This window comes from Terriglobus sp. RCC_193, assembly GCF_041355105.1.
Taxonomy (GTDB): Bacteria; Acidobacteriota; Terriglobia; order Terriglobales; family Acidobacteriaceae; genus Terriglobus.
The window spans coordinates 1,564,320-1,586,810 of record NZ_JBFUPK010000002.1; the positions used below are offsets into that span (position 1 = coordinate 1,564,320).

Annotated in this window: 15 protein-coding genes; 9 read left to right on the top strand and 6 right to left on the bottom strand. The window is 60.3% G+C overall.

Going from position 1 to position 22,491, the window contains the following annotated elements; genetic code table 11:
- Positions 1 to 125 precede the first annotated feature (125 nt).
- From AB6729_RS15355 to AB6729_RS15365, 3 genes are all read left to right on the top strand, one after another.
- The gene (locus tag AB6729_RS15355; protein WP_371082505.1) at positions 126 to 2,639 is read left to right on the top strand and encodes a patatin-like phospholipase family protein; all 2,514 of its coding nucleotides are present in this window, start codon (positions 126 to 128) and stop codon (positions 2,637 to 2,639) included.
- Between the two features lie 123 nt (positions 2,640 to 2,762).
- A complete protein-coding gene (locus AB6729_RS15360; RefSeq protein ID WP_371082506.1) occupies positions 2,763 to 3,437 on the top strand; it encodes a YceI family protein in 675 nt (224 codons plus the stop codon).
- A 110-nt stretch (positions 3,438 to 3,547) separates the two neighbouring features.
- Positions 3,548 to 5,071: an alpha/beta hydrolase-fold protein gene (locus AB6729_RS15365; protein WP_371082507.1), complete on the top strand. Its 1,524-nt coding sequence runs from the start codon at positions 3,548 to 3,550 to the stop codon at positions 5,069 to 5,071.
- Positions 5,072 to 5,299: 228 nt separating this feature from the next.
- Here the strand turns inward: AB6729_RS15365 and AB6729_RS15370 are convergent, their stop codons facing one another.
- Both AB6729_RS15370 and AB6729_RS15375 read right to left on the bottom strand, forming a co-directional pair.
- Entirely contained in the window at positions 5,300 to 6,298 is a 999-nt protein-coding gene (locus AB6729_RS15370; protein WP_371082508.1) for an aldo/keto reductase, read from the bottom strand.
- Between the two features lie 60 nt (positions 6,299 to 6,358).
- Entirely contained in the window at positions 6,359 to 6,499 is a 141-nt protein-coding gene (locus AB6729_RS15375) for a hypothetical protein (protein ID WP_371082509.1), read from the bottom strand.
- A 110-nt stretch (positions 6,500 to 6,609) separates the two neighbouring features.
- Here AB6729_RS15375 and mutL point away from each other — a divergent pair, with 110 nt between their 5' ends.
- From mutL to AB6729_RS15400, 5 genes are all read left to right on the top strand, one after another.
- On the top strand, positions 6,610 to 8,766 hold the full coding sequence (gene mutL / locus AB6729_RS15380; protein WP_371082510.1) for a DNA mismatch repair endonuclease MutL: 2,157 nt from the start codon (positions 6,610 to 6,612) through the stop codon (positions 8,764 to 8,766).
- A 258-nt stretch (positions 8,767 to 9,024) separates the two neighbouring features.
- Positions 9,025 to 11,562 carry a hypothetical protein gene (locus AB6729_RS15385; protein ID WP_371082511.1) on the top strand — a complete coding sequence of 846 codons (2,538 nt, stop codon included), beginning with the start codon at positions 9,025 to 9,027 and terminating at the stop codon, positions 11,560 to 11,562.
- Between the two features lie 156 nt (positions 11,563 to 11,718).
- Complete coding sequence (locus tag AB6729_RS15390) at positions 11,719 to 12,993, top strand: S41 family peptidase (RefSeq protein ID WP_371082512.1); 1,275 nt, start codon at positions 11,719 to 11,721, stop codon at positions 12,991 to 12,993.
- Positions 12,994 to 13,202: 209 nt separating this feature from the next.
- A complete protein-coding gene (locus tag AB6729_RS15395) occupies positions 13,203 to 13,958 on the top strand; it encodes a hypothetical protein (RefSeq protein ID WP_371082513.1) in 756 nt (251 codons plus the stop codon).
- Between the two features lie 142 nt (positions 13,959 to 14,100).
- Positions 14,101 to 16,728 carry a penicillin-binding protein 1A gene (locus AB6729_RS15400; RefSeq protein ID WP_371082514.1) on the top strand — a complete coding sequence of 876 codons (2,628 nt, stop codon included), beginning with the start codon at positions 14,101 to 14,103 and terminating at the stop codon, positions 16,726 to 16,728.
- 398 nt (positions 16,729 to 17,126) lie between these two features.
- Here the strand turns inward: AB6729_RS15400 and AB6729_RS15405 are convergent, their stop codons facing one another.
- The 4 genes from AB6729_RS15405 to AB6729_RS15420 form a co-directional block, all read right to left on the bottom strand.
- Complete coding sequence (locus AB6729_RS15405) at positions 17,127 to 18,074, bottom strand: bifunctional riboflavin kinase/FAD synthetase (RefSeq protein ID WP_371082515.1); 948 nt, start codon at positions 18,072 to 18,074, stop codon at positions 17,127 to 17,129.
- Positions 18,071 to 18,895, bottom strand: a complete 825-nt coding sequence (locus AB6729_RS15410; protein ID WP_371082516.1) for an MBL fold metallo-hydrolase — start codon at positions 18,893 to 18,895, stop codon at positions 18,071 to 18,073. The genes AB6729_RS15405 and AB6729_RS15410 overlap by 4 nt, the downstream gene beginning before the upstream one ends.
- A 75-nt stretch (positions 18,896 to 18,970) precedes the next feature.
- Positions 18,971 to 19,762 (bottom strand): DUF1844 domain-containing protein, encoded by a 792-nt coding sequence (locus AB6729_RS15415; protein ID WP_371082517.1) that lies wholly within the window; start codon positions 19,760 to 19,762, stop codon positions 18,971 to 18,973.
- Positions 19,763 to 19,793: 31 nt separating this feature from the next.
- On the bottom strand, positions 19,794 to 20,915 hold the full coding sequence (locus AB6729_RS15420) for a folate-binding protein YgfZ (RefSeq protein WP_371082518.1): 1,122 nt from the start codon (positions 20,913 to 20,915) through the stop codon (positions 19,794 to 19,796).
- On the opposite strand from AB6729_RS15420, the gene AB6729_RS15425 reads away from it, so the two are divergent.
- Complete coding sequence (locus tag AB6729_RS15425) at positions 20,898 to 22,466, top strand: hypothetical protein (RefSeq protein ID WP_371082519.1); 1,569 nt, start codon at positions 20,898 to 20,900, stop codon at positions 22,464 to 22,466. The genes AB6729_RS15420 and AB6729_RS15425 overlap by 18 nt on opposite strands.
- The last annotated feature ends 25 nt before the right edge of the window (positions 22,467 to 22,491 follow it).

Consider the following 22,491-nt stretch of genomic DNA (forward strand, 5'->3'; position numbering starts at 1 on the left):
TGCATCCAACCTGCTAAATCATGAGGATGATGTTTTCCGGACGATACGGACGCTGCTTGTTGGCCTGCTCACTGATGGCAGTGTTTCCCCTGCCCGAACTGTCTGCTCAGGCAAACGGTGGGGTCATGGCTCCAGCTTCCGGCGGTGGTTCCAATCAACAGTTGGCACCGCAGCAAGGCCCTCCGCAGGGCGCGCTGGCACCTCCGCCTACGGGTGGCAATGGCGCTCAGGGTGATCCCTTCCCGGATCTCGGTCGCAAACGCATTGGTGTTGCGCTGGGCGGCGGTGGCGCACTTGCGCTGAGTGAAATTGGCGTACTCCGGTGGATGGAAGAAAACCACATCCCGGTGGACGTCATCGCAGGCACCAGCATGGGGTCGCTGGTCGGTGCACTGTATGCAACAGGACATACCCCGGACCAGATCTCGGCACTCACCAGCGACAGAGTGTTTTCCAAAGTCTTTCGTCTCGACACGGATTTCCGCGAGCTGAACTTCCGTCGCCGCGAAGACCAGCGTTTTCTTCCCGGCGGATTTAATCTTGGGTTGAAGCATGGGCCCTCGATTCGTAACGGCGTTCTGCTGGATTACGGTCTGAACCAGTTTCTGAATGCGCAGTTTCTGCCTTACGGTGCAGATTTTTCTTTTAACAATCTGCCGCTGCCATTCCGCTGCGTCGCCACGGATATCCTCGTGGGTCGCGAAGCTGTGTTTACCCGGGGTCCGCTTGCAGAGGCGGTACGTGCTTCCATCTCCATCCCCGGCGTGTTCCCGCCGTTGGAAGATGGCGGCCACATCTACGTGGACGGCGCTCTCACAGAAAACCTGCCGACGGATATCGTGAAACGCGAACTGCATGCCGACGTGGTGCTCGCGGTTTCGCTGCCGCTGACACCTCCGGGCGCGGGCGATACCAATTCGCTTCTTGGCATCCTTGGTCGCAGCTTCTCCGTCGCCTCCTGGAGCAACGAGGTCCGTTCCCGTCAGCTTGCGGATGTTCTCATTGAACCCATTGCGCCACCCAATGCGAGTTCTTCGGACTACGCGAAAGCCGGCGATCTGGCTAAGGCAGGCTATGCTGCTGCGCAGAAGATGGCGCCGGAGCTGCTGAAATATCGCGTCAGTGACGAGGAGTGGGAGGCGTACATGGCCCATCGCCAGCATCGCGAGCCGCGCCCTCCGCAGAACATCGCTTCCGTCAAAGTTATCGCCCCCAATAACCGCAGCGCCATCGGCATTCGCGATACAGTGGACGACCTGTCCGGCAAGAAGCTGGAGACGGACAAGGTAGAGGCGAAGCTGAACGAAGTCCGCAGCGATGGCCGCTACAACACGGACTACTTCCTCTCAAAACCGGGCCAGAAGCTTGACACGGAAGTGACTGGCCCCGCGAACGTGGGGCGTCACGTCGAGGGAAGGGAACTGCTGCATCCGGACGAAAAGCGTGGCCCCGGCGACGGGACCTTGCCGGACATGGTGGCATCGTCAACGCAGCCACCCGAGACTGCCAAAAATACCGCCCCGTCGGGAAAGCCTGCGAAGGAGCCGAAGCAGAAGGCGGTCTTTGAGACCGTTGCTCCCAGCAGCTCTGGCAAGGTTGCGATTGCTGTCGGGCAGAAGCCCGGTTACGTTGCCGGACCCGATGATGTGGACCTGAATTTGGTGGTGCGCGACCGTCCCGGTGGCCCGCCCTATCTTCTCCTTGGCGGCAACATCATTTCTCAGTCCGGCGGCACCAATCGCGCCTCTCTCGATGCCATCTTCACGCAGCAGGACCTTGGCACGTATAAGAGCGAAGGGCGACTGTTGATGCGCATCGGGCGCGTGACACAGTTTGTGCCGGAATATTACTGGCGTCCAGGCGATCATAATTTCTTCATTGCACCGCGCCTTCAGCTTTACCGCACGCTGGAGCCCATATGGGAAGACCAGCACAAAGTCTCTGAACGTCTGACTCAGGCTGCCGGCGGTGGTGTGGATTTTGGTTATAGCCAGAGCCACTTTACCGAGTGGCGCTTCGGCTACCAGATGACCCATCAACTCTGGAATCTCAACACCGGCAGCGATGGCCAGCCCGACATCCGTGGCAACTCCCAACTGGCGCGTCTGCAGTACAGCTTTAACAGCCAGGATCGTGCCATGGTGCCGCGCCACGGTCTGCGTGCCGATGTCTCCGCGGGTTATCTCTTCGATACGACGAACAGTGTGAATGCACCGCGGATCGAGGCCTCGGGCGCATACTTCTACGACCTTGGGCACAAGAACACCGTGTCTCTCAGCCTGGAAGGCGGCACCATGGGCAATCGCCAGGTGGCCGACCCCTTCCGCTTCACGCTCGGCGGCCCCTTGCGTCTGACAGCCTCCGCGTTTGATGAGTATCGTGGCACGGACTACATGCTGGTTCGCCCTGCTTACTTCCGTCGCATCGCCGAACTCCCCATGCCGTTGGGGCAGAGCATTTATGTCATCGGTACCTATGAACTGGGCCGCATGTATGCACCGGACCGCGCCACGCTCATGCGGCAGGATGTCTTCTTCGGCCTGGCTGCGGAGACACCCCTCGGCGCGCTCACGTTTGGCCCTTCCATCGGCGACCACGACCACCGCAAATTCGTCTTCACTCTGGGAAGGTTCTTCTAATCTGCTGAGGGATGAAACGTAGCTCTACCGAAAGGGCCGCGATTTTTTCTGCGGCCCTTTTCCCTTGGCAATCGTCTATTCTGCACAGCATCAGATATCCGAAATTCTTCTGGAGACCCAACCATGTCCCTTCGGCGCATTCTGCCCGCCGCCCTTCTCGCTCTTAGTACCTCGCTTGCCGTAGCCCAGATGCCCGGAGGGGGGCAGCGTGGTCCCGGAGGTCCGGGCGGACCGCAGCAGCCGCCACCGCCGCCCACCGCAGGTGCCAAGCTCGACATCATCGAAGGCTCGTCCGCCAGCTACCGCGTCACCGAACAGCTTGCCGGTATCGACTTTCCGAATGAAGCCGTCGGCACCACGACAGGCGTCACCGGCACCGTCCAGATACTGCCGGACGGCTCCATCGCACCCAACTCCAAACTCATCGTGGATCTGAAGGGGCTCTCCAGTGACCAGGGCATGCGCGATGGTTACCTCCGCAATCGCACACTGGAAACGGACAAGTTCCCCGATGCGATCTTCGTACCCACGTCCATCACTGGCGTGCCGAAGATGGTGCCCTCCACCGGTCAGGTCGGCGTTGCGCTTACCGGCAACCTCACCATCCACGGCGTCACCAAGCCGGTCACGTTCAAGGGCATCGCAACGCTTGATCCGCGTTCGTCCACCGTGGCAGGCCGCGCCCTGACGACGTTCACCTTTGCCGACTTCGGTCTCACCAAACCCACGCTCGCACGCCTGATGAGCGTGGACGACAAGATCACGCTCGAACTGGTCTACAAGTTCAAGCGCAGCTAATCAAACATAGGTAAGAACGAACGCGGCGACGCAGCGAGACCCGCAGCGTCGCCGCGGTTTCGTTGCGGTCGCTGCGTTCGTTCTTCATGCGGGACTATACTTCGGCCCACATGCGCACCGCCCTTCTCACCTGCTGCCTGTTACTCTCCCTGACCGCGAAAGCGCAGGATTCCTACCCGCTCACGCCCGACTCGGAAGTGCAGAATGTCCCGCACGGCACGGTCGAAAAGACCACGCTGCCGCCAGGCCAGTTTTATCCTGGCACACCGCACACGGTCAGCATCTACTTGCCACCCAACGCGGGCGCAGAGCCATTGCCTTACATGGTCTTCCTCGACGGCAGCGGCTATCTCGGCGGACGCATGCGCGTAGCCACCGTCTTCGACAACCTCATCGCGAAACATCAACTGCCACCGATGGTCGGCATTTTTATCGATCCCGGCGTGCTGCCTGCGATCCGTCCCGACGCGCAGAACCGTTACGAACGCGTCTTCGAGTACGACTCGCTTTCGAATCGCTATGTGAACTTCCTCATGCAGGAAGTCATCCCCTTCGTAGAGAAGCGTCATGCGCTATCGAAAGACCCCAACGCACACGCCATCGGCGGCACCAGCACTGGCGCAGTCGGCGCATTCGTCGCCGCATGGCACCGGCCTGATCAGTTCCGCCGCGTGCTCTCGCTCATCGGCACCTATGTTGCGATGAAAGGCGCGGATACGCTGCCGGAACTCGTCCGCAAGACCGAACCCAAACCCATCCGCATCTGGATGCAGGACGGTGCCAACGATCACATCACTCCCGACGAATCCTACGGCACGTTCTATGCAGGCACTTGGCCGCTTGCGAACCAGCTTCTCTTCGATGCTCTGCAGTTCAGTGGTTACGACGCAAAACTAACCATCGGCACCGGCGGCCACGACACCAAGCAAGGCTCCGCTGAATTACCGGATGCACTGCGATGGCTCTGGCGCGATTACTCTCCCGAGCACGGCATCGGCAAAATCGAAGTCCACCCACCCGCCGCACTCAACACCGCAGGCTTCGATAAGCGAGGCAGCATCTGGGCGACAGTGGATGCAGTAGGCAATTGGGAGCAGCTAGCCGATCAACATCTGCCGCAGCAAGCTTCACGCTACGTCGTACGTGGGATATCGATCATGTGGACGGATCGAACAAGCACTTCCGCGCCGCAGCAAGGACTTAGCATTGAAGGTATTCTCCCCAACGCTTTGGCCGTTTCTCCTGATGGCGCGATGCTGGCCGTTGCGGTACGCAATGAACGCCATCAATGGTCTATGCAGTTAGACAAAGATGGAAAGCCCATTAACGCCGAACCCTTCTATCGTCTCGAAGTCCTCGACGATGAAACCGGCGCAACCGGCGCAGCCTTTGACGGCATCGGTCAGGTCTACTTCGCGACGAAGATCGGCGTACAGATCGCGGAAGCCAACGGCCGCATTGCGGTGATCCTCAACAGTCCCATCCCAGACAAGCCGGTGGACAACATCGCCTTCGGCGGACCAGATCATGATTGGCTCTACGTCACAGCCGATGGCAAACTCTTCCGCCGCAAGATGAAGACCCACGCCGTTCCCGTCGACAAACCAGAAAAGCCACCGCAACCACCGCTGTAAAAAGCGGGTGCCCCAGGTTCGCGTAGCTAACCTGGGCATCGCGCAGATGCGCGATCTTACGAACGAAGTTCGTCATTCTGAGCAAAGCGAAGAATCCCCACGCATTCTCTTCTGGCAAAACTGCTTCACGCTTTCTCGCAAGAAACTCGAAGCGGTTTTTGCGGAACGAGACGTCGTTGGGATTCTTCGTCGCGATGCTCCTCAGAATGACGGGTCAGTAGCGTGCCGTTATTTCCCGATCGTCTTCATCCCGCCTTCGTTATACCGATCTCCTGCAATCGCATCGATGGGTACAGCAGCCTCAAGCTCCGCAACCTCATCCGAACTCAACTTGATCGAGGCCGCAGCGGCATTCTCTTCCAGATATTTCCGCCGCTTCGTGCCGGGGATTGGCGCAAGATCATCGCCCTTGGCAAACACCCACGCCAAAGCCAACTGCCCAGGCTTCACCCCGCGACGTTCCGCAATCTCTGAGATGCGATTCACAATCAACTGGTTCTTATCCAGGTTTTCGCCCTGAAAGCGCGGATACCGCGCCACACGCGCATCGCCCTTGCTGCTCAACGAATCCTTGTTGAGCGCGCCGGTCAGAAAGCCTCGGCCCAGCGGTGAATACGGTACAAACCCAATTCCAAGCTCGCGCAGCGTGGGTAGAATTTCCGTCTCCACATCGCGCGTCCACAGCGAATACTCGCTCTGCAGCGCTGTAATGGGATGCACCTTATGCGCGCGACGAATCGTTTCGGCACCGGCTTCGCTCAGGCCCAGGTACTTTACCTTACCTTCTTTTACCAGTTCCGCCATCGCGCCCACTGTCTCTTCAATCGGCGTCTCAGGATCGACACGGTGTTGGTAGTACAGGTCAATCACATCCACACCCAGTCGCTTCAGCGACGCATCACACGCCTGCTTTACGTATTCAGGCTTGCCGGAAATGCCCCAGAAATCCGGCCTGGAACGATCGCGCAGGTTGGCAAATTTGGTGGCAAGAAACACTTCGTCGCGACGAGCTTTGATGGTCTTGCCCACCAGGACTTCGTTGTCGCCAAAGCCGTACACATCGGCGGTGTCCAGAAAGGTAATGCCAAGGTCCAGCGCACGGAGGATGGTGGCGGCGCTCTCCGCATCGTTGCGTTCGCCGTAAAACTCGCTCATGCCCATGCAGCCCAGACCTTCGCGGCTGACCACGGCGCCCTGTGATCCCAATTTGATTTGGTCGATACTCATGCGCACTTGGATGAGGGCGAAGCCCTCTGCGATTCGTGTGGCGCGATACGACTTCGAAGCCTATCCGTGTCCCACGTGAACCTGGCTTGTCAGGGCCAGAAGGCAGAAAATTCCCAGGATCGCAAACATGGTGATGATCATGCCCCAGAAATAGATCCCGTCGAAATTTCTGTGGTGCGCGTTGCCGTGTTCGTCAGCCATGACGTTCCACTCCGCTATGCAACTAAGACGCCTTCGTTGCTCCAGACTTTGCCTGCCATGAAACATTCCGTACCTGCTTTTCCACTCCCGGAACTCCGTAAAATCACTGCATGGGCCGTATCCGCGTACTTTCCGACCAGGTGGCGAACCAGATCGCTGCAGGCGAGGTCGTCGAACGCCCTGCGTCTGTCGTCAAAGAGCTGCTGGAAAACGCCGTGGACGCGGGCGCCACACGCATTCGCATTGATGTGGAGGGCGGTGGGAGAAAGCTGATCCGTATCGTGGACAACGGTCACGGTATGGTTCGCGACGACGCCATGCTGGCCTTCGAGCGCCACGCCACCAGCAAGCTGCGCAATGCGGAGGACCTGAACCACATCGCCACCCTTGGATTCCGTGGCGAAGCGCTGCCGTCCATCGCGTCTGTGGCACGTGTCGAAATGGACACGCGCAGCGAAGAGGATGCCGTCGGAACGCGCATCGAAATCGTTGGCGGCAACATGACGAAGGTCGAAGACGTGGGCGCACCGGCTGGCACCACCATCGCCATCCGCGACCTCTTTTTCAACGTTCCGGCGCGCAAGAAGTTTTTGAAATCGGAGCCGACGGAGCTATCGCACGTAGCCGCACTCGTCACGCATTACGCACTCGCACACCCGGACAAACATTTCGAACTCCACACCGCGACGAATGCGCTGCTGATCGCGCCTGCCGTCCGTGACGCCAGCGAGCGTGTCTTCCAGATACTTGGCGGCGACGTTTCGCGCGACATGATCCCGGTCGCAGCGGAAATCGACTTTACACGCGCAGGCCTGCCCGAACCGCCACCCTGGCGACGCGAAGAGGACTACGTTCCCCCTGCGCCCGGCTTCCTGCGCGTCAGCGGCTTCGTCTCCAAGCCGGAGTTGCAGAAGCTGAATCGCGGTTCGATTTATGTCTTCGTCAACGGCCGCCAGGTGCGCGACCGCCTCATCCTCCACGCGCTGACCGAGGCCTACAAGAACATCCTCCCGCCCACGTCGTTTCCGGTGGTGCTCCTCTTCCTGGAAATGCCCGCTGCGGAAGTGGACGTAAACGTTCATCCCGCCAAGACTGAGGTGCGTTTCCGGCAATCCAGCTTCGTGCATGACTGGGTACGCGATGCGGTGCGCAACTCCGTGCTGAAGGCACGTCCTGCCGCCAGCTTTCTTGCTGCCGTGGCACAGCCTGTTACACCGCGCGCAGGTGACAACTTCCTCAATGCAACGGAAGGTTTCGATCTCGACCCCGTAGTGCGTGGCCCTGGCCCAGGCAGCGACGCACCGTGGAGTGAACACCAGATCTCCGAAGCCGAAGCGCAGGATCGCCAACGCGAACTGGAACGTGTCAGCGATCGCATTGAATCGCACGACGCGGAATCGTTCTCGCTGACGACGAAACCGAATACGCCTGTTGCCGGAAGGTTTTCCTTCCCGGTGGAGAGTGGATTTTCCGGGAGCATTGCAGAGGGCACAGAAGAAAGCAGGTCCTTCGGCTTCGCTCAGGATGACGAACTTCGTTCGTATGAGCTTCGCTTGGATACAAGGATCGCGGGAGTTGGAAGTGATTTGGGTGGCTATGACCCCCACGCTGCCACCCATCTCCCCATCGGCACCCCACAGCGAGGCCCCGCCGCCGAGCGCATCGAAGACACCGCGCGCCTTGACGGCCTGGGTGGCCTGCGTCCCCTCGGCCAACTGCAGAACTCCTTCATCCTCGCCGTCAACGAGCAGGGCCTCTGGATCATCGACCAGCATGTCGCCCACGAGCGCATTCTGTTTGAAAAAGTGCTGCGAGAGCGCCAGGTGGAGAAGGTGCAGCGCCAGCGCCTGCTTATGCCGCCGCTCATCGACCTGGTTCCTGCGCAGATGGCCAACTTTGCGCGGATGGCCGACGAACTGGCCCGCAACGGCTTCGAGGCGGAACCCTTTGGCCCGCGGACCCTCGCCGTAAAGGCCGCGCCCATTGGTCTTGAGGGCAAGGAGCTGGAACTGGCACTCGCCGAACTCCTGCAGACTGATGACGATGCCCCGCAGGCCGACAACATGGAGGAGCGTCGCCGTCGCATCGCCGCCTCCATTGCCTGTCATGCGGCGGTGAAGATCAATATGCCCCTGGAACCCAGCAAAATGCAGTGGCTGTTGGATGAATTGGGAAAAACTGAGAATCCAATGGCATGTCCGCATGGCAGACCCATCGCTTTGCGTTATTCTCATAAAGAGATCCAGCGGGCGTTCCAGCGCATTTAGCCCTACAGGGGTACAGGCGCTTCTCAGCATCGCCCCGGCCTGAAGCGATCTTCCACGAACCATGCAGGTTCCTCTGGACAGCGGGAAGACGACACCCCGCCGGGACAGCATCTGAAATGGCACACAGCCATCCATGCTCCCCTTACATCGAATACAGAAGCACAGGCAGCAACGCGGGTCGTCTCCGCGACATGTTGCGCTGTGCATATGCGTACGCGCCACACATAAGAACAGGCGCCGGAAAAGAGAACTCCGCTCATGGCAACTTCGCCAGTAACCCTTACACAAAACCAATTAAAACTTGCCCGCGTGGCCCTTTGGCATCAGGATGGCAACGCCCTCCAGTCGCTCGACGGTCTTCGCACATGGCTCGATGAAACCGGTATCGTTGCGTACACACCGCACGCCCAGTTCGCCGCCGCGCCGCAGCCCAGCTTCACGGAAGCCGTCCTCGGACGCCCCGAAAAGAACTGGATTCCGCAGGCGGAAACCGAAGAGACCGACGGCCCCAGCGAGGAAGAATCCTACGCCGTTGAAGTCGAAGATGAAGAACCCGTCGATGAAGTGGCGGACGACGAAGAAGATGAGGACATCGACGAAGACAACGATGAGCCTGCCGACGCGGTAGAGTTCGCTGGTGATGAAGCTTCTGACGATGAAGTGATGGTCTCCAATGACGACGAGTTCGCGGAAGACGAAGGCGATGAGATCGCCGAAGAAGACAAGATTGAAGCAGATGCGGAAGAGGCTGTCGAAGCTCCGAAGGCCATCAATGGTTTCACCGCGGAAGAACGCGAAGAGGTTCGTCGCATGCTTGCCCGTCTGGTTGAGGATGGCACTGCCGTACCGCTGAACCTGCTCGGCAACTCTCTCGGCGAGCCGGACTTTGTCTGCTCCGCACAGGCGTTTTCGTTCATTTACACCCTCCGCGGCGACAAGAACTTCAAGAATGAGCCGTCCCAGACCGGTGCCATGCGCGTCTCACCACTCGCAGCCAAGACCTATGAGCTGCTGAAGGAAAAGGGCGCTATGGCCCCGCACGAGCTCTCCACGGAACTCGGCCAGGGCATCGTGGATTCGGCCGTCCTGCGCGCCCTCAGCGAGCTGTGGTCCATTCTGCGCGTCGTCCCCATTCCGCAGGCAGACGGCGAACCCGCCACCTGGGAAGTGGCCAGCGGCCGTTACCTGCGCCACATCAAGGCCGGTGCCAACGCGGGCCAGCCCACGGCGCTTTCGGCACTGCTGTCGCTGTACCTGTCGCAGACCGTTGCCGCCACCAGCGATGAGATGGAGATATTCCTCTCGCCGCTCGCCGCACGTTCGCGCGTTCGCGAAGTGGTCCACGGCCTGTCGGCATCGCGCCAGCTTGATTCCATCGTGCTGGACGGCAAGACGGCCCTCTTTCTCCCCGGCGCGCTCGATAACCTGCCGGAAGACAACACGGTAGCTTCCACGGAACCCTTCGTGCAGCCGCGTTCGCGTTACGAAGACGACGACCGCCGCGCCATGATCGAAGCCCGCAACGCCCGTTTCGCCGCCGAAGGTGGCGCACCGGAAGAGCGCAAGCCGTTCCGCCGCGATGGCGAACAGGGTGGCTTCCGCCCCCGTCGCGAAGGCGGTTTCGCACCCCGTCGCGAGGGTGGATTCACCCCGCAGCGTCGTTCCGGCAGCTTTGGTGGCAATCGCGAAGGCTTTACCCCGCGTCCTGACCGCGAGCGTCGTCCCTTCACCCGTCGTGAGGATGGTGGCTCAACCGACGCTCCGCGCAACGAATTTGCTCGTCCCTGGGATCAGGAGCGCGGCGAACGCAAGCCCTTTACTCCACGTGAAGGCGGCGAGCGCCGTCCGTTCACTCCCCGCGGTGATCGTCCCTTTACTCCCCGTGGCGACCGTCCGTTCACACCGCGTGGCGACCGTCCTTCGTACGGCGACCGCAAGCCCTTCGGTGACCGCAAGCCCTTTACCCCGCGTGAAGGTGGCGAGCGCCGTCCGTTTACGCCTCGTGAGGGTGGTGACCGTCCGTTTACCCCGCGTGGTGACCGTCCCTCGTATGGCGACCGCAAGCCCTTCGGTGATCGCAAGCCGTTTACTCCGCGCGAAGGCGGCGAGCGCCGTCCCTTCACGCCTCGCGAGGGTGGTGACCGTCCCTTCACGCCTCGCGGCGACCGTCCTTCTTATGGTGACCGCAAACCCTTCGGCGACCGCAAGCCGTTTACTCCACGCGAAGGCGGCGAGCGCCGTCCCTTCACCCCTCGCGGCGACCGTCCTTCGTACGGCGACCGTAAACCCTTCGGCGACCGCAAGCCGTTTACTCCACGCGAAGGCGGCGAACGCCGTCCCTTCACTCCGCGTGAAGGTGGCGACCGTCGCCCGTTCACACCTCGTGGTGATCGTCCGTTTACCCCTCGCGGAGATCGCCCCAGCTTTGGCGATCGGAAGCCGTTCACCCCACGTGAAGGCGGCGACCGCAAGCCGTTTGCGCCTCGCGGTGACCGCCCGTTCACTCCTCGTGGTGACCGTCCTTCCTATGGCGACCGTAAGCCGTTCGGTGATCGGAAGCCGTTCACTCCGCGTGAAGGTGGCGGTGACCGTCCCTTTACTCCCCGCGGCGACCGTCCGTTTACACCGCGTGGCGATCGCCCCAGCTTCGGCGACCGCAAGCCCTTCGGCGGCCCTCGCAAGCCTTTCGGCTCAGATCGTGGCGGTGGCTTCGGCAAACCGGGCTTCAAGCCCTCCCGCAAGGGGCCCGGCGATGGTCCAGGCCGCGGTGGAGCACCCAAGCGCCGCCCGGAATAACCCGGGAACGCCAGTAAAAGCCATGACGCATACCCATGCGTCATGGCTTTCCTGTTTCTGGTCGCGTTTTGGCCTTTCCGGCAAAGGCGTATGCTATCCGAACCGGGGCTGCGTCCAACCGGTGTAGGTCATTGTTCGTAAGGGGTTCGTTACCTGATGCCGAAGTCGCTCAAGATTTCCATGCTGGCTGTTTCCGCGGTTCTGTTGCTCACCCTGTTTCTGGGGGCGAACCTGCGACGGGTGCATGCGTCCGGACAGGCGCAGGACGGTGCCTATCGCCAGATGCAGGTCTACAGCGAAGTCCTTCGTCACATCCAGAGCGACTACGTCGTGGACCCTAACATGCCCAAGGTGACCGACGCCTCCATGCGCGGCCTGCTGGAGTCGCTTGACGCGGAATCCAGCTACCTGTCTCCGACCGAGTACAAGCAGTACAAGGAGCACGTCGGCAAGCCGCAGGCTGGCATCGGTGCCGATGTGGGCAAGCGTTATGGCATCGCCACCGTCATCTCTGTCATTTCAGGTGGTCCCGCGGATAAGGCCGGTCTTCATAGCGGCGACCGCATTGAATCCATCGGCGACCGCAGCACCATGGAAATGTCGCTGGCTGAAGTGCAGATGGCACTGCAGGGCGAAAAGGGAACGCCTGTGGCGCTTTCCATGATCCGCCCCATGAAGAGCGCCCCGGAGAAGCTCACCATCACCCGTGCTGACACCGCGTTGCCGGCAACGGGCGAGGTCTTCTACGAGAGCGGCTCCATCCTCTACATCAAGCCCGGCATCATCGACAAAGATCACGTCCAGCAGGTGGAACAGAAGCTGAAGGCCATGGGCCGCACCAACTCAAAGAAGATTCTGCTCGATCTGCGCGATGTTTCCTCAGGTGACGACGCGGAAGCCATCCGCATGGCGAACATGTTCCTCAAGTCCGGCACCATTGCCATGCTCGAGGGGCAGAAGGTGGCCAAGCAGACCTTCACCGCCGAACCCGGTAAGACCGTGAATGAGAAGGCACCCATGGTTACGCTGGTGAACCGCGGAACCGCGGGCCCGGCTGAGATTGTGGCTGGCGCTCTGCTTGATTCCAAGCGCAGCGAACTCGTTGGCGAAAAGACCTACGGCGACGGCGCACAGCAGCGTGTCTTTGAACTCGCCGACGGCGGCGCCATTATCCTCTCCGTAGCCAAGTTTGAAACGCCCTCCGGCAAGAAGTATCAGGACGAGGGGCTGACGCCCACCACGACCGTTGCCACCGCGCAGGAACTCGCAATGGCCGGCGACGAGGATGATGACAGCGAAGCAGCCAGCACGGCCACGGTGAACTCCTCCAAGCCCGCTGCCGCTGCCACCACCACCGTGGCCAAGCCTGCAGCCAACATCGACGACCAGCTCAACAAAGCGCTCGATATCCTGAAGGCCAAGGCCGCGTAAACGAAACATTCCAAATCGCAGAGAGCAGGGCGAAAGCCCTGCTTTTTGTTGCTCTCCATAGCCGAGAGTGGACCCTGGCGCACCATCCTCGGGACTGGGCTTACGACTTTTGCTGAAACAACATCCCTGTGGACCAGTAAGCTTGCCACATGCCCCTCTCCCCCAGATCGCAGCGCCTTCTGCAACTCGTTCTAGGGAATGAGGGGGCCATGAACTGCGGTGCCTGTTATCAGGTTCCGGAGCGGCTCTTCCCGCTGTTGTGTGGTGTGGAGGCCCCCGCTGGGGCTCTGGCGGCAAACCTGCCCGACTTCGCCGCAGACGGCCTTTACAGTATGCAATTTGAGATTGGCAACCACATGTTTGGCCATCACATGGCGGTAGCGATTACGGGCGGTGAAGCTACGATCTACCAGGCCTGGGTGGGCGAGGACGGTTACACGCTGACTGACTGGCTCAATCCTGCTGGAAACCATGTTTACGCAGGAGTCGCACCGGCACACTTCGTGGATGCTCATCGCCGCTATTCGCCTGTCGGTGGTGATTATGTGAACAATCCTGCAGTGCAGTTCGGAAACTTTCGCCAGGGCCTTGCCAACGTAAGAGCAGCCTGGCGCATGGGCAATCATGACGCGGCGGACGATGCCTGGGGGCATGTCTCTGGGGTACTCTCCGGTGAAACTCTACGAATGGCGTGCTGGTTGGGACTTGAGTTGCGGATGCGTTATCACGCATTCAGCGTTGGCACCACCATCCATGTGGCGGGGCCGGTTGTGGCAGTGATTGCGCCACCCCCGGGACCTCCTCCGCCGGTACTGCTACCGCCGCCGGGCCCTCCTCCATTGCACCTGGCACCTCCTTTGCCGCTGCTTGGCCCTCCCCCGGTCGTCCTCGGCCCTCCCGTACCGCAGTTGCCCGGCGGCAACATGGCTCCTCCAGACCCGAAAGGTTGTTGCGTCATCCTTTAGCAGGCCGACGGAACTCTCTCTACGCGCATCTCAAAACAGGTAAGGGATCGGCAGATAGCTATGCCAGCGTTACAGAGGCAGTCTCTGCAGCCCTGGATGACAGGCGTTTGCCACGCCGCTCCGTGCTACCGTTAGGATTGCCGTGCCAAGCCTGTTCACACGCGAAAACCCGTCTGCGAACAATCGCAAATCTTCACCCGGCAACGGCAAAGGTCCGTGGCGTCCCCCCGAGTCCAGGGGCAAGTCGTCAAAGCGTGTCCCCTACGCGCGTACATGGTGGTTCCGCTATTTCCCCACACGGGCCAAGGCGCGTCGCGCCATTTTTTACAGTCTGCTCGGCTGCTCGGCGGTTTTCGGTTCGCTCGTCGGCCTGACGCTGGTCAACACGGCTGACCTGCCGCAGATGGAGGACCTGGAGCACTATCGCCCGGCCACCACAACAGAGCTGCTCGACATCCACGGTCGCACCATTGGCTCCTTCGCTCTGGAGCGTCGCGTCGTCGTCCCGTATAACGACTTCCCCAAGGTGCTGCACGACGCCATCCTCTCCATTGAAGACAAGAGCTTCGACAAGAACGCGGGTGTAAACCCCTTCCGCGTCATCGGTGCGGCTTACGTCGATCTGCGATCGAAGGGACGCCGTCAGGGCGCATCCACGCTCACCATGCAGCTTGCCCGCAACCTGTTTCTGACGCTGGACCAGACATGGAGCCGCAAAATCCAGGAGATTCTGCTCTCCGTTCAGATTGAGCGCCACTTCACCAAGGAACAGATATTCACTTTGTACGCCAACCAGATCTACCTGGGCAGCGGCGTCTATGGGTTTGAGGCGGGCAGCGAATACTACTTCTCCAAAAAGGCGAAAGACCTCACGCTACCTGAGGCTGCGTTGCTTGCGGCGCTGCCCAAAGGCCCCAGCAGCTATTCACCGGTGCGCCACCCGGAACGCGCTCTGAAGCGCCGCAACCTCGTACTCAGCGAGATGCTTGGCGACGGCTTCATCACGGAACAGCAGTATCAGGAAGCAAAAGCCGCGCCGCTCGGCCTGAAGATTGAGCCACCCGCGAATACCATCGCACCCTACTTCGTGGAAGAAGTGCGCCGCCAGCTTGAGCAGGAGTACGGTGCAGACACTGTCCACGGTTCGGGCCTGAAGGTCTACACCACGATGGATCTCGACTTACAGCAAGTCGCAAACAAGGCCGTGCTGGACAATCTGGCCGCCTATGAACGCCGCCACGGATGGAAGGGAAAACTCACCAACATCCTGGAAAGCGGCGGCGACCTGCAGACGTATCAGCACCCGGACTGGACAGACGCCATAGAAAACGGCGCGTACTTCCATGCGCTGGTCATTGAGGCCACACCGCGCCGCGTCATCGTCCGCATCGGCAAACGTTACGCGGAGATGACCGCAGCCGACTGGGCATGGACCACCCTGGGCAACGGCGACAAGCTGCTCCAGAAGGGTGATATTGCCTACGTCCGCATTGAAGACGCCACCCGAGGCACGGCCACCATGCACGCCTCGCTGCAGCAGGACTCCGGCGCGCAGGCCTCGCTGATGGCCATGGACAACTCCAATGGCGACGTCCTTGCCATGGTCGGCGGACGCGACTTCAACCTGTCGCAGTTCAATCGTGCCACGCAGGCCGAACGCCAGACCGGCTCCAGCTTCAAACCATACGTTTACACCACGGCGGTCGAGCAGCTTCACACCAAACCTACAGACATCATCGTCGATGCGCCCACCAGTTTCTACACGCCCAACGGCCCCTATACGCCGCACAACTACGAACCAAATTTCGCTGGTCCCATGACCATCCTCAACGCCTTCGCCGAGTCGCGAAACATTCCCGCACTCAAACTGGCGAACCAGGTTGGCATCAAGAAGGTGATTGAAGTCGCGCACCGTTTCGGCGTCACATCCAACATTCCTGCCTTCCTGCCGGTGGCGATTGGTTCGGCAGGTATCAAACTTTCGGAGCAGGTCGGCGCGTACTCCGTCTTCCCCAACGACGGCATCCTCATCAAGCCGCACGTCATCCGCCGCATCGTTCAGGCAGATGGATTGCCGCTGAAACAGGTGTCGCCGCAGGTAAAGGAAGTCATCAGCGTAGAGACAGCGCGCACCATGATGACGCTGCTGAAAGCCGTTCCGCAATACGGCACCGCAGCGCAGGCAGGCGCGATATTGAAGCATCCCCTCGGCGGCAAAACCGGCACGACCAACAGCTACACCGACGCATGGTTCCTCGGCTTTTCTCCATCCGTCACCTGCGGCACATGGATCGGCTTTGACGATCCGCGCCGCACCCTCGGCGAGAAAGAAACCGGCGCACGCGCCGCACTGCCCATGTGGATTGACTTCATGAAGGTAGCCATCGCACGCTCGCCCAATGAGCAGTTCTCCACGGCCGCGAAGAAGGCCCTCGCAGTCGATGCAACGGCCGGATCCACAGACAACGCAGCACCCGTAGTCAAGAAACCCGTAGCCCCCAACGACGATTCGGATGACGACTCCGATGACTCCAGTGACAGCGCGAAACCCGCGGCAAAACCAGCGCCGGTAGCGCATCCGGCGCCGCCAGCGGATGCCTCGAACAACGCCATGCCGGATGACGCCGCCCCCTCCAAAACACCTGCAAAACCCACCGCACCAATGAAAGGCTACGTCCCATCGCCGGTTGGCCCGTACAAGCCTTACAGCGGCCCGCTATTGCAAAAAGGCCCGGTGGCAACCCCAAAAAGCTCCCCACCACCGCGCTAAGATTTCTCTTTGCTCGTCCTCGTATGAATTTGTCATTCTGAGCAAAGCGAAGCATGCCCTGAGCGGAGCGAACGGGAATCCCAGCGCATTCTCATGCGACGAAACGTTCAACATCTTTCAGCCGGGTGCCCCAGGTTCGCGAAGCTAACCTGGGTATTCGTGCGGAGCACGAACAGCGAAGTTCATAGCAAAGACCGTCACCAGCGAAGCTCTTACGACCGAAGGTCGTCATTCTGAGCGAAGCGAAGAATCCCTACGCAGCTTCGCACAACGATACATTCCAAAGTTTCTGGCACGACCCAGCGAAGCTCTTACGACCGAAGGTCGTCATCCTGAGCGAAGCCGAAGGACCTGCATTCCTCTCGTGTGACTACGATGTTGCTGTGTGAAGTGAAAACTTATCGCACAAACAAACGCCGCAAAGCAAACCAGCGCTCCGCACGTGCCACATCCTTGAAAATCTGCGTCTTTAACGCCTCAGGATCAGCAAACTTCTGCTCACTGCGAAGACGTTTATGAAACGTCATGCGTAACGGCGTCTCTTCCGTCAGATCGACAGGATGAAAGCGCAGTAGATACGTCTCTACCGCAAACGAATCCGCGCCAAACGTAGGCCGATTGCCAATGTTCGTCACACCCTCAAACGTCTCGTTACCAATGTGCAGGTCCGTCACATACACCCCATGCGCAGGCAACAGATCGTCATACGCAGCAAGGTTGATCGTCGGTACGGCATACTTCGTGCCATAGCCACGTCCTCGCGCTGGTGTGCTGTCCACAAAGAATTCGCGAGCCAGCATATGCCGCGCCGCGGACATATTGCCCTCTGCAATCTCATAACGAATGCGGCTGGAGGAGATACTCGTACGGCCCGATTCAATCGCCGCGAATGTCTTCGCCGTGAATCCCAGCGTCTGTCCCAGTGTTTCCAGTGAATGCGTGTCACCCTCCGCACCTGAACCGAAGCGGAAGTTCTCTCCCTCGTGTACTTCCACGGCATGCAGCGCATCGTGCAGTACGGTTGTGCAGAATTCCTTCGCGCTGGTGGCGGCAAACGCACGCGTAAAGGGCAGCAGCAGCACCGCATCCAGCCCAGTTTGCTCCAGCAATTCCAGCTTCACATCCGTAGGCGTAATGAGTTGCAGCTTGCGTTCCGGCCGCAGAACACGGGTGGGATGCGGATCAAGCGTCACCAGCACGGCCTTCGCCTTCAGCGCGCGTGCCCGTGCAATCACTTCACGAATCACGGTCTGGTGGCCGCAATGAACGCCATCAAAGTTGCCAATGGTCACAACCGTCGGACCAAGATCCGCTGGCACTTCCGCAAGGCTGCGATAGATGTTCATTGCGCAGCCTCATGCCTATGAATGTGGAAGGGAAGTCGCAAACCGTCATAGGCCAGGCGAATCCCCTCAGGCAGTTCCGCTTCGGTCGGCCCATGGTCCAGGTCATGCGAAATGTGCGTGAAGTACGTCTGCTTCGCCCCAATGCGCTGCGCAATGGCGATGGACTTCTCCAGATGCGAATGGCTCGGATGCGGCTCGCGTCGCAGTGCATCCAGAATCACCACATCCAGTCCCTGCAGACTCTCATACGACGGTTCCGGCAGGTCGCTCATATCCGTTAGGTAAGCAACCGAACCAAAACGATAGCCCGCGATCTCATGCCGCCCATGCAGCACCGGAATCCGCTCCACCGTTGCGCCAAACAGATCAATCGTTGTACCCGGATCGGCGCTCAAGCGGTGCAGATCCACACGAGCGCTCGTCGGATAACGGTCAGCTTTACGAAAGGTGTAATCAAAGATGCGTTCGATAATGTCTGCCGTGGGATCATCCGCATACAGCGGCAGATGCGCATCCTTGCCAAACGTCAGCGGCCGCAGATCGTCAAAACCCAGCACGTGATCTGCATGGCCATGCGTGTACAGCACGGCGTCCACGCTGTTCACTCCAAACCGCAGCGCCTGCATGCGGAACTCCTGCCCTGTATCCACCAGGACAGTCCGCTGGGTGCCTTCTCCATCGTCGTAGCGCAGCGCAATGGACGACCGCGTCCGGTTGTTCTGCGGATCATTTGAAGTACACACCGTGCAGGTACAGCCGAGCGTTGGCACGCCCATAGACGTACCGGTGCCAAGAAAAAGCAACTCGGCATTCGGTGGCATTACGTTTGATTCGTGCGTGGCGATCGGTCCGTTCCTTCAGCTAATAAAGAGCAATGCAGATAGGATGTTGCAACCCTAGCGAACGATCTTTGGTCCGCCGCCGCTGAAGCCGCCGCCACCAAATCCGCCGCCGCCGCTGAACCCACCGCCGCCACCGTTGAATCCTCCACTGGAAGGCGTTCCCGGCGGGGGAGGTGTGGCCTGCCGTGACTGCGCCTGCCGCGCCAGCAACTGCGTAATCTCCAGGAATCCCATGCGCAGCTCAAACAGCGCGGAATTCAGCAGGTTCTTCTCCTGTTCGGCCAGATTGCCGGTGGTCTTCTCTTCGATGACAGAGAGCATTTCGATGCTGTTTTTCGCACCCAGCAGGTCCACACGCGCCTGCTGACCCTGCTGCGCACCCGCGCCAAGCTGGATCATGGCCGACATGTAGATGGACTGCACCAGTTGCGTGAAGTCCATGGGCGGCATGTGTTCCGCGCCCAGGTTCTGCGACCGCATCATCGTCTCAATGCGCTCTGCCGTGGCTTCATACGCGGCACGCACCTGGTCCATCTCTTCTGCGGTCGGCGGCGGCAGCTTGGCCTCTTCTTCGCCAGCCGCCTCGGCTTCCGCAGCAGCAACGTCGTCCGAAGGCTCCGGCACCGGCGTTACCGTGTGCGCTGCGTTCGATGCAGGAGCAGCGTCGCGCACCGGGAAGGGAATGGGTTCCTTGCTGGCCACCGGCGCAGCTTCCGGTTCCGGCGTCGCGCTGGCTTCAGGCTCAGCCACCGGCTCTTCCGGACGAGGCTCCACGGGTTCGCCATCCAGGCGGAACTTGCGGCGGTCGTTAATCACAAAGGGCTTATTCTGTTCGTTTTCCGACATGGGTCGTGTCTCTTTCGGGGATCGTAAATGTTTAAGATGCAGCGGTAGCTTCCGGCGTATGGGCCTGCACGGCGGTTCCGCCTGCATAGGTAATGGCAAGGCCGCGATCCAATGCTTCGCGGCGAATAAATCCAAGAGCGAGTCTTCGACCGTCAATCTCTTCGGCCGCAACAGATGTCAGTTCACCTACCGGCTTACCTTCCGCTTCCAGCGGCGTTCCCGGCGCTGGCACATCGCCGGTCAAGGCAAAGCTGGTAAACGTCCGGTGGACATTGCCGCGCGAACGGATGCGTTCCACAATCTCCTGTCCCAGGTAGCAGCCCTTGTTGAAGTGCAGAGCGCGTGTCTGGTTCGTCTCCTGCGGCAGATCGCGGTCGCGGATATCGGTGCCATAGCGCGGCGTGCCTTCCGCAATCCGAAACAGCTCAAGCCCGTCAGCATCGCATAGCGCAACGCCATCCTGCACCAGCGCCGCTCGCAACTGCTCCAGCACAGCCGCATCGCGCGACCACACCTCAAAACGCGGCACCAGCGGACTATACGCACACACCACCTGCACGTCGGTTCCGGCATAGGGAACGGCCAGCTTCTTCAACAGCTTCGTCGCACGCACGGTAACGCCGGCTGCGGTCAGCTTCTCCGCGGCCTGCGGTCCTGCCACTAACATGCCGTGCCACCACGCGCTCTCATCGTTCAATTCCACATCGTCCATGATGATGAACCGGTCCAGCAGCGCCACAATGTTTTCCACCTGCGCCGGGCTGGTCTCCAGCAACAGCAGATCGGGCTTGGCCCATATCATCAGGTCGCCCTGAATACGGCCTTGCGCGCTCAGCAGAAAGCTGTACGCGCCCTCGCCCGGCGTCAACGCCTGCACGGAGTTCGTCACCATGCCGTTCAGCCAGCGCACGCGGTCGCTGCCGGTCACGGCAATCCATCCGGCGGTAAGCGAAGCCACGCCCGCGCCGGTGCGGAGAGCCTGGAGTTGGTCTACTGCGCTGAGAGTTGTCATTTCCTGCATAAGGCACACTTCGGCAAGTGGTTCGGTGCGGCCAAACTGGCCCACTTGCCCGTACACTGGATTATAGGTTCCGCGGCGGCGAAGCTGCCCATACGCCAGCGGACGCGCGGAGTTGTGACTGACTTGAAGCATGCCTGCAGTGCCCCCTGGACGAAACTTGCCGTAATTGCCGTGGCTCTATCCCCGGCCATGTTGTATGCGCAACAGGTGCAGTCTCCGCCTTCCGCGCCGCCCCCCACGCAAACCGCCAAACCGCAGGCCGACGCCGAGTCACACATGACCAGGTCGCAGGCTGCCGACCTCTTCAAGAGCGTCGACGAGGTCATCGGCTTTGTCTCTTCCGATTCGCGCCTGAAAGCCACCCGCCCCGTCAAACGCCGCCTGCTCACGCGCACCCAGGTCAACAAAGAGTTGATGGACCGCATGAAGGAAGACGAAGGTGCAAAACGTCTTCAGCGCAGCGAACTGGTGCTGAAGAAGTTCGGCTTCATCGAACGCGATTTCCATCTGCAGCCCTTCCTCCTCAGCCTGCTCACGGAACAGGTCGCCGCCTTCTACGATCCCAAGACGCGTACCGTAAACATGCTCGACTGGGTGAAGCCGGAAGAGCAGAAGCCCGTCCTGGCGCATGAACTCACGCACGCCGTGCAGGATGATCGCGTGAAGCTGGAGAAGTGGGGCAGCCCCGCTCCCACCGCTATCGCAAAAAATGTGCGCGAGGATAACGAACACATCCAGCTTGACGAAGCTTCCACCGCGCGTGAATCCGTCACCGAAGGCCAGGCGATGGCGGTCTTCGTCGATTACGAACTGCAGCCGATGGGCAAGACGCTGAAGGACGCCCCGGAGTTTGGCGAACGCGTGCGCGAAATGTCGTCGGACACCAGCGGCTCGCCCGTCCTGTCACGCGCTCCTCTGTTGTTGCAGGAATCGCTGCTTTTTCCATACGGACAGGGCCTCGCATTTGAGCAGGCCATCCTGCAGGCAAAAGGCGTGGACGCAGCCTTTGCAGGCACGCTGGATCGCCCACCCACATCCTCGCATGAGGTCATGCACCCGCAGGACTACATGGCAAAAACGCCCGTCCCGGTGCTCACCATGCCCAACGTGCATTCGATATTGGATAAGGAATGGGAGCCATATGACGTAGGTGTCATGGGCGAGCTCGACGTCCGCATCATCACGGAACTCTTTGGCGGTCGCGCCATGGCCGATCCACTCGCGGTTGCGTGGAACGGTGGCATTTACTACGCCGCTCAAAAGAAGACCGGAGCAGATAAGGCGTGGCCTTCTTCCCTCGGTATCATCTATTACTCGCAATGGAAGAATCAGGATTCGGCGCGTTCATTCCTGAAGATTTACGCCAGCCAGCTTCCGCGCAAGTACCGTTCGTTGAAGCAGGTCGATATCCCCAACGGCGATGCGGATCATCTTCTCTTCAGCACGGAAGAGGGCGATGTATGGCTCTCGCTCGATGACAGCGGCGGTGTCTTCCTCAGTGAAGGCTATGACCGCGAAACCGCGAAGAAGCTGGAAACGCTCTATCGCGAAGTGCAGGGACGCGGCCCATTGCAGCAGGCATCGGCCCAACCCATGCACGAACTTACCTCAGGACTTCGCAACCTGCTGCCGGGCATACCGAAGGCAGCGCTGGACTACGCGACGCGTATGGCATCGCATTAATTCGTTTTGTTACTTAACCATCTGG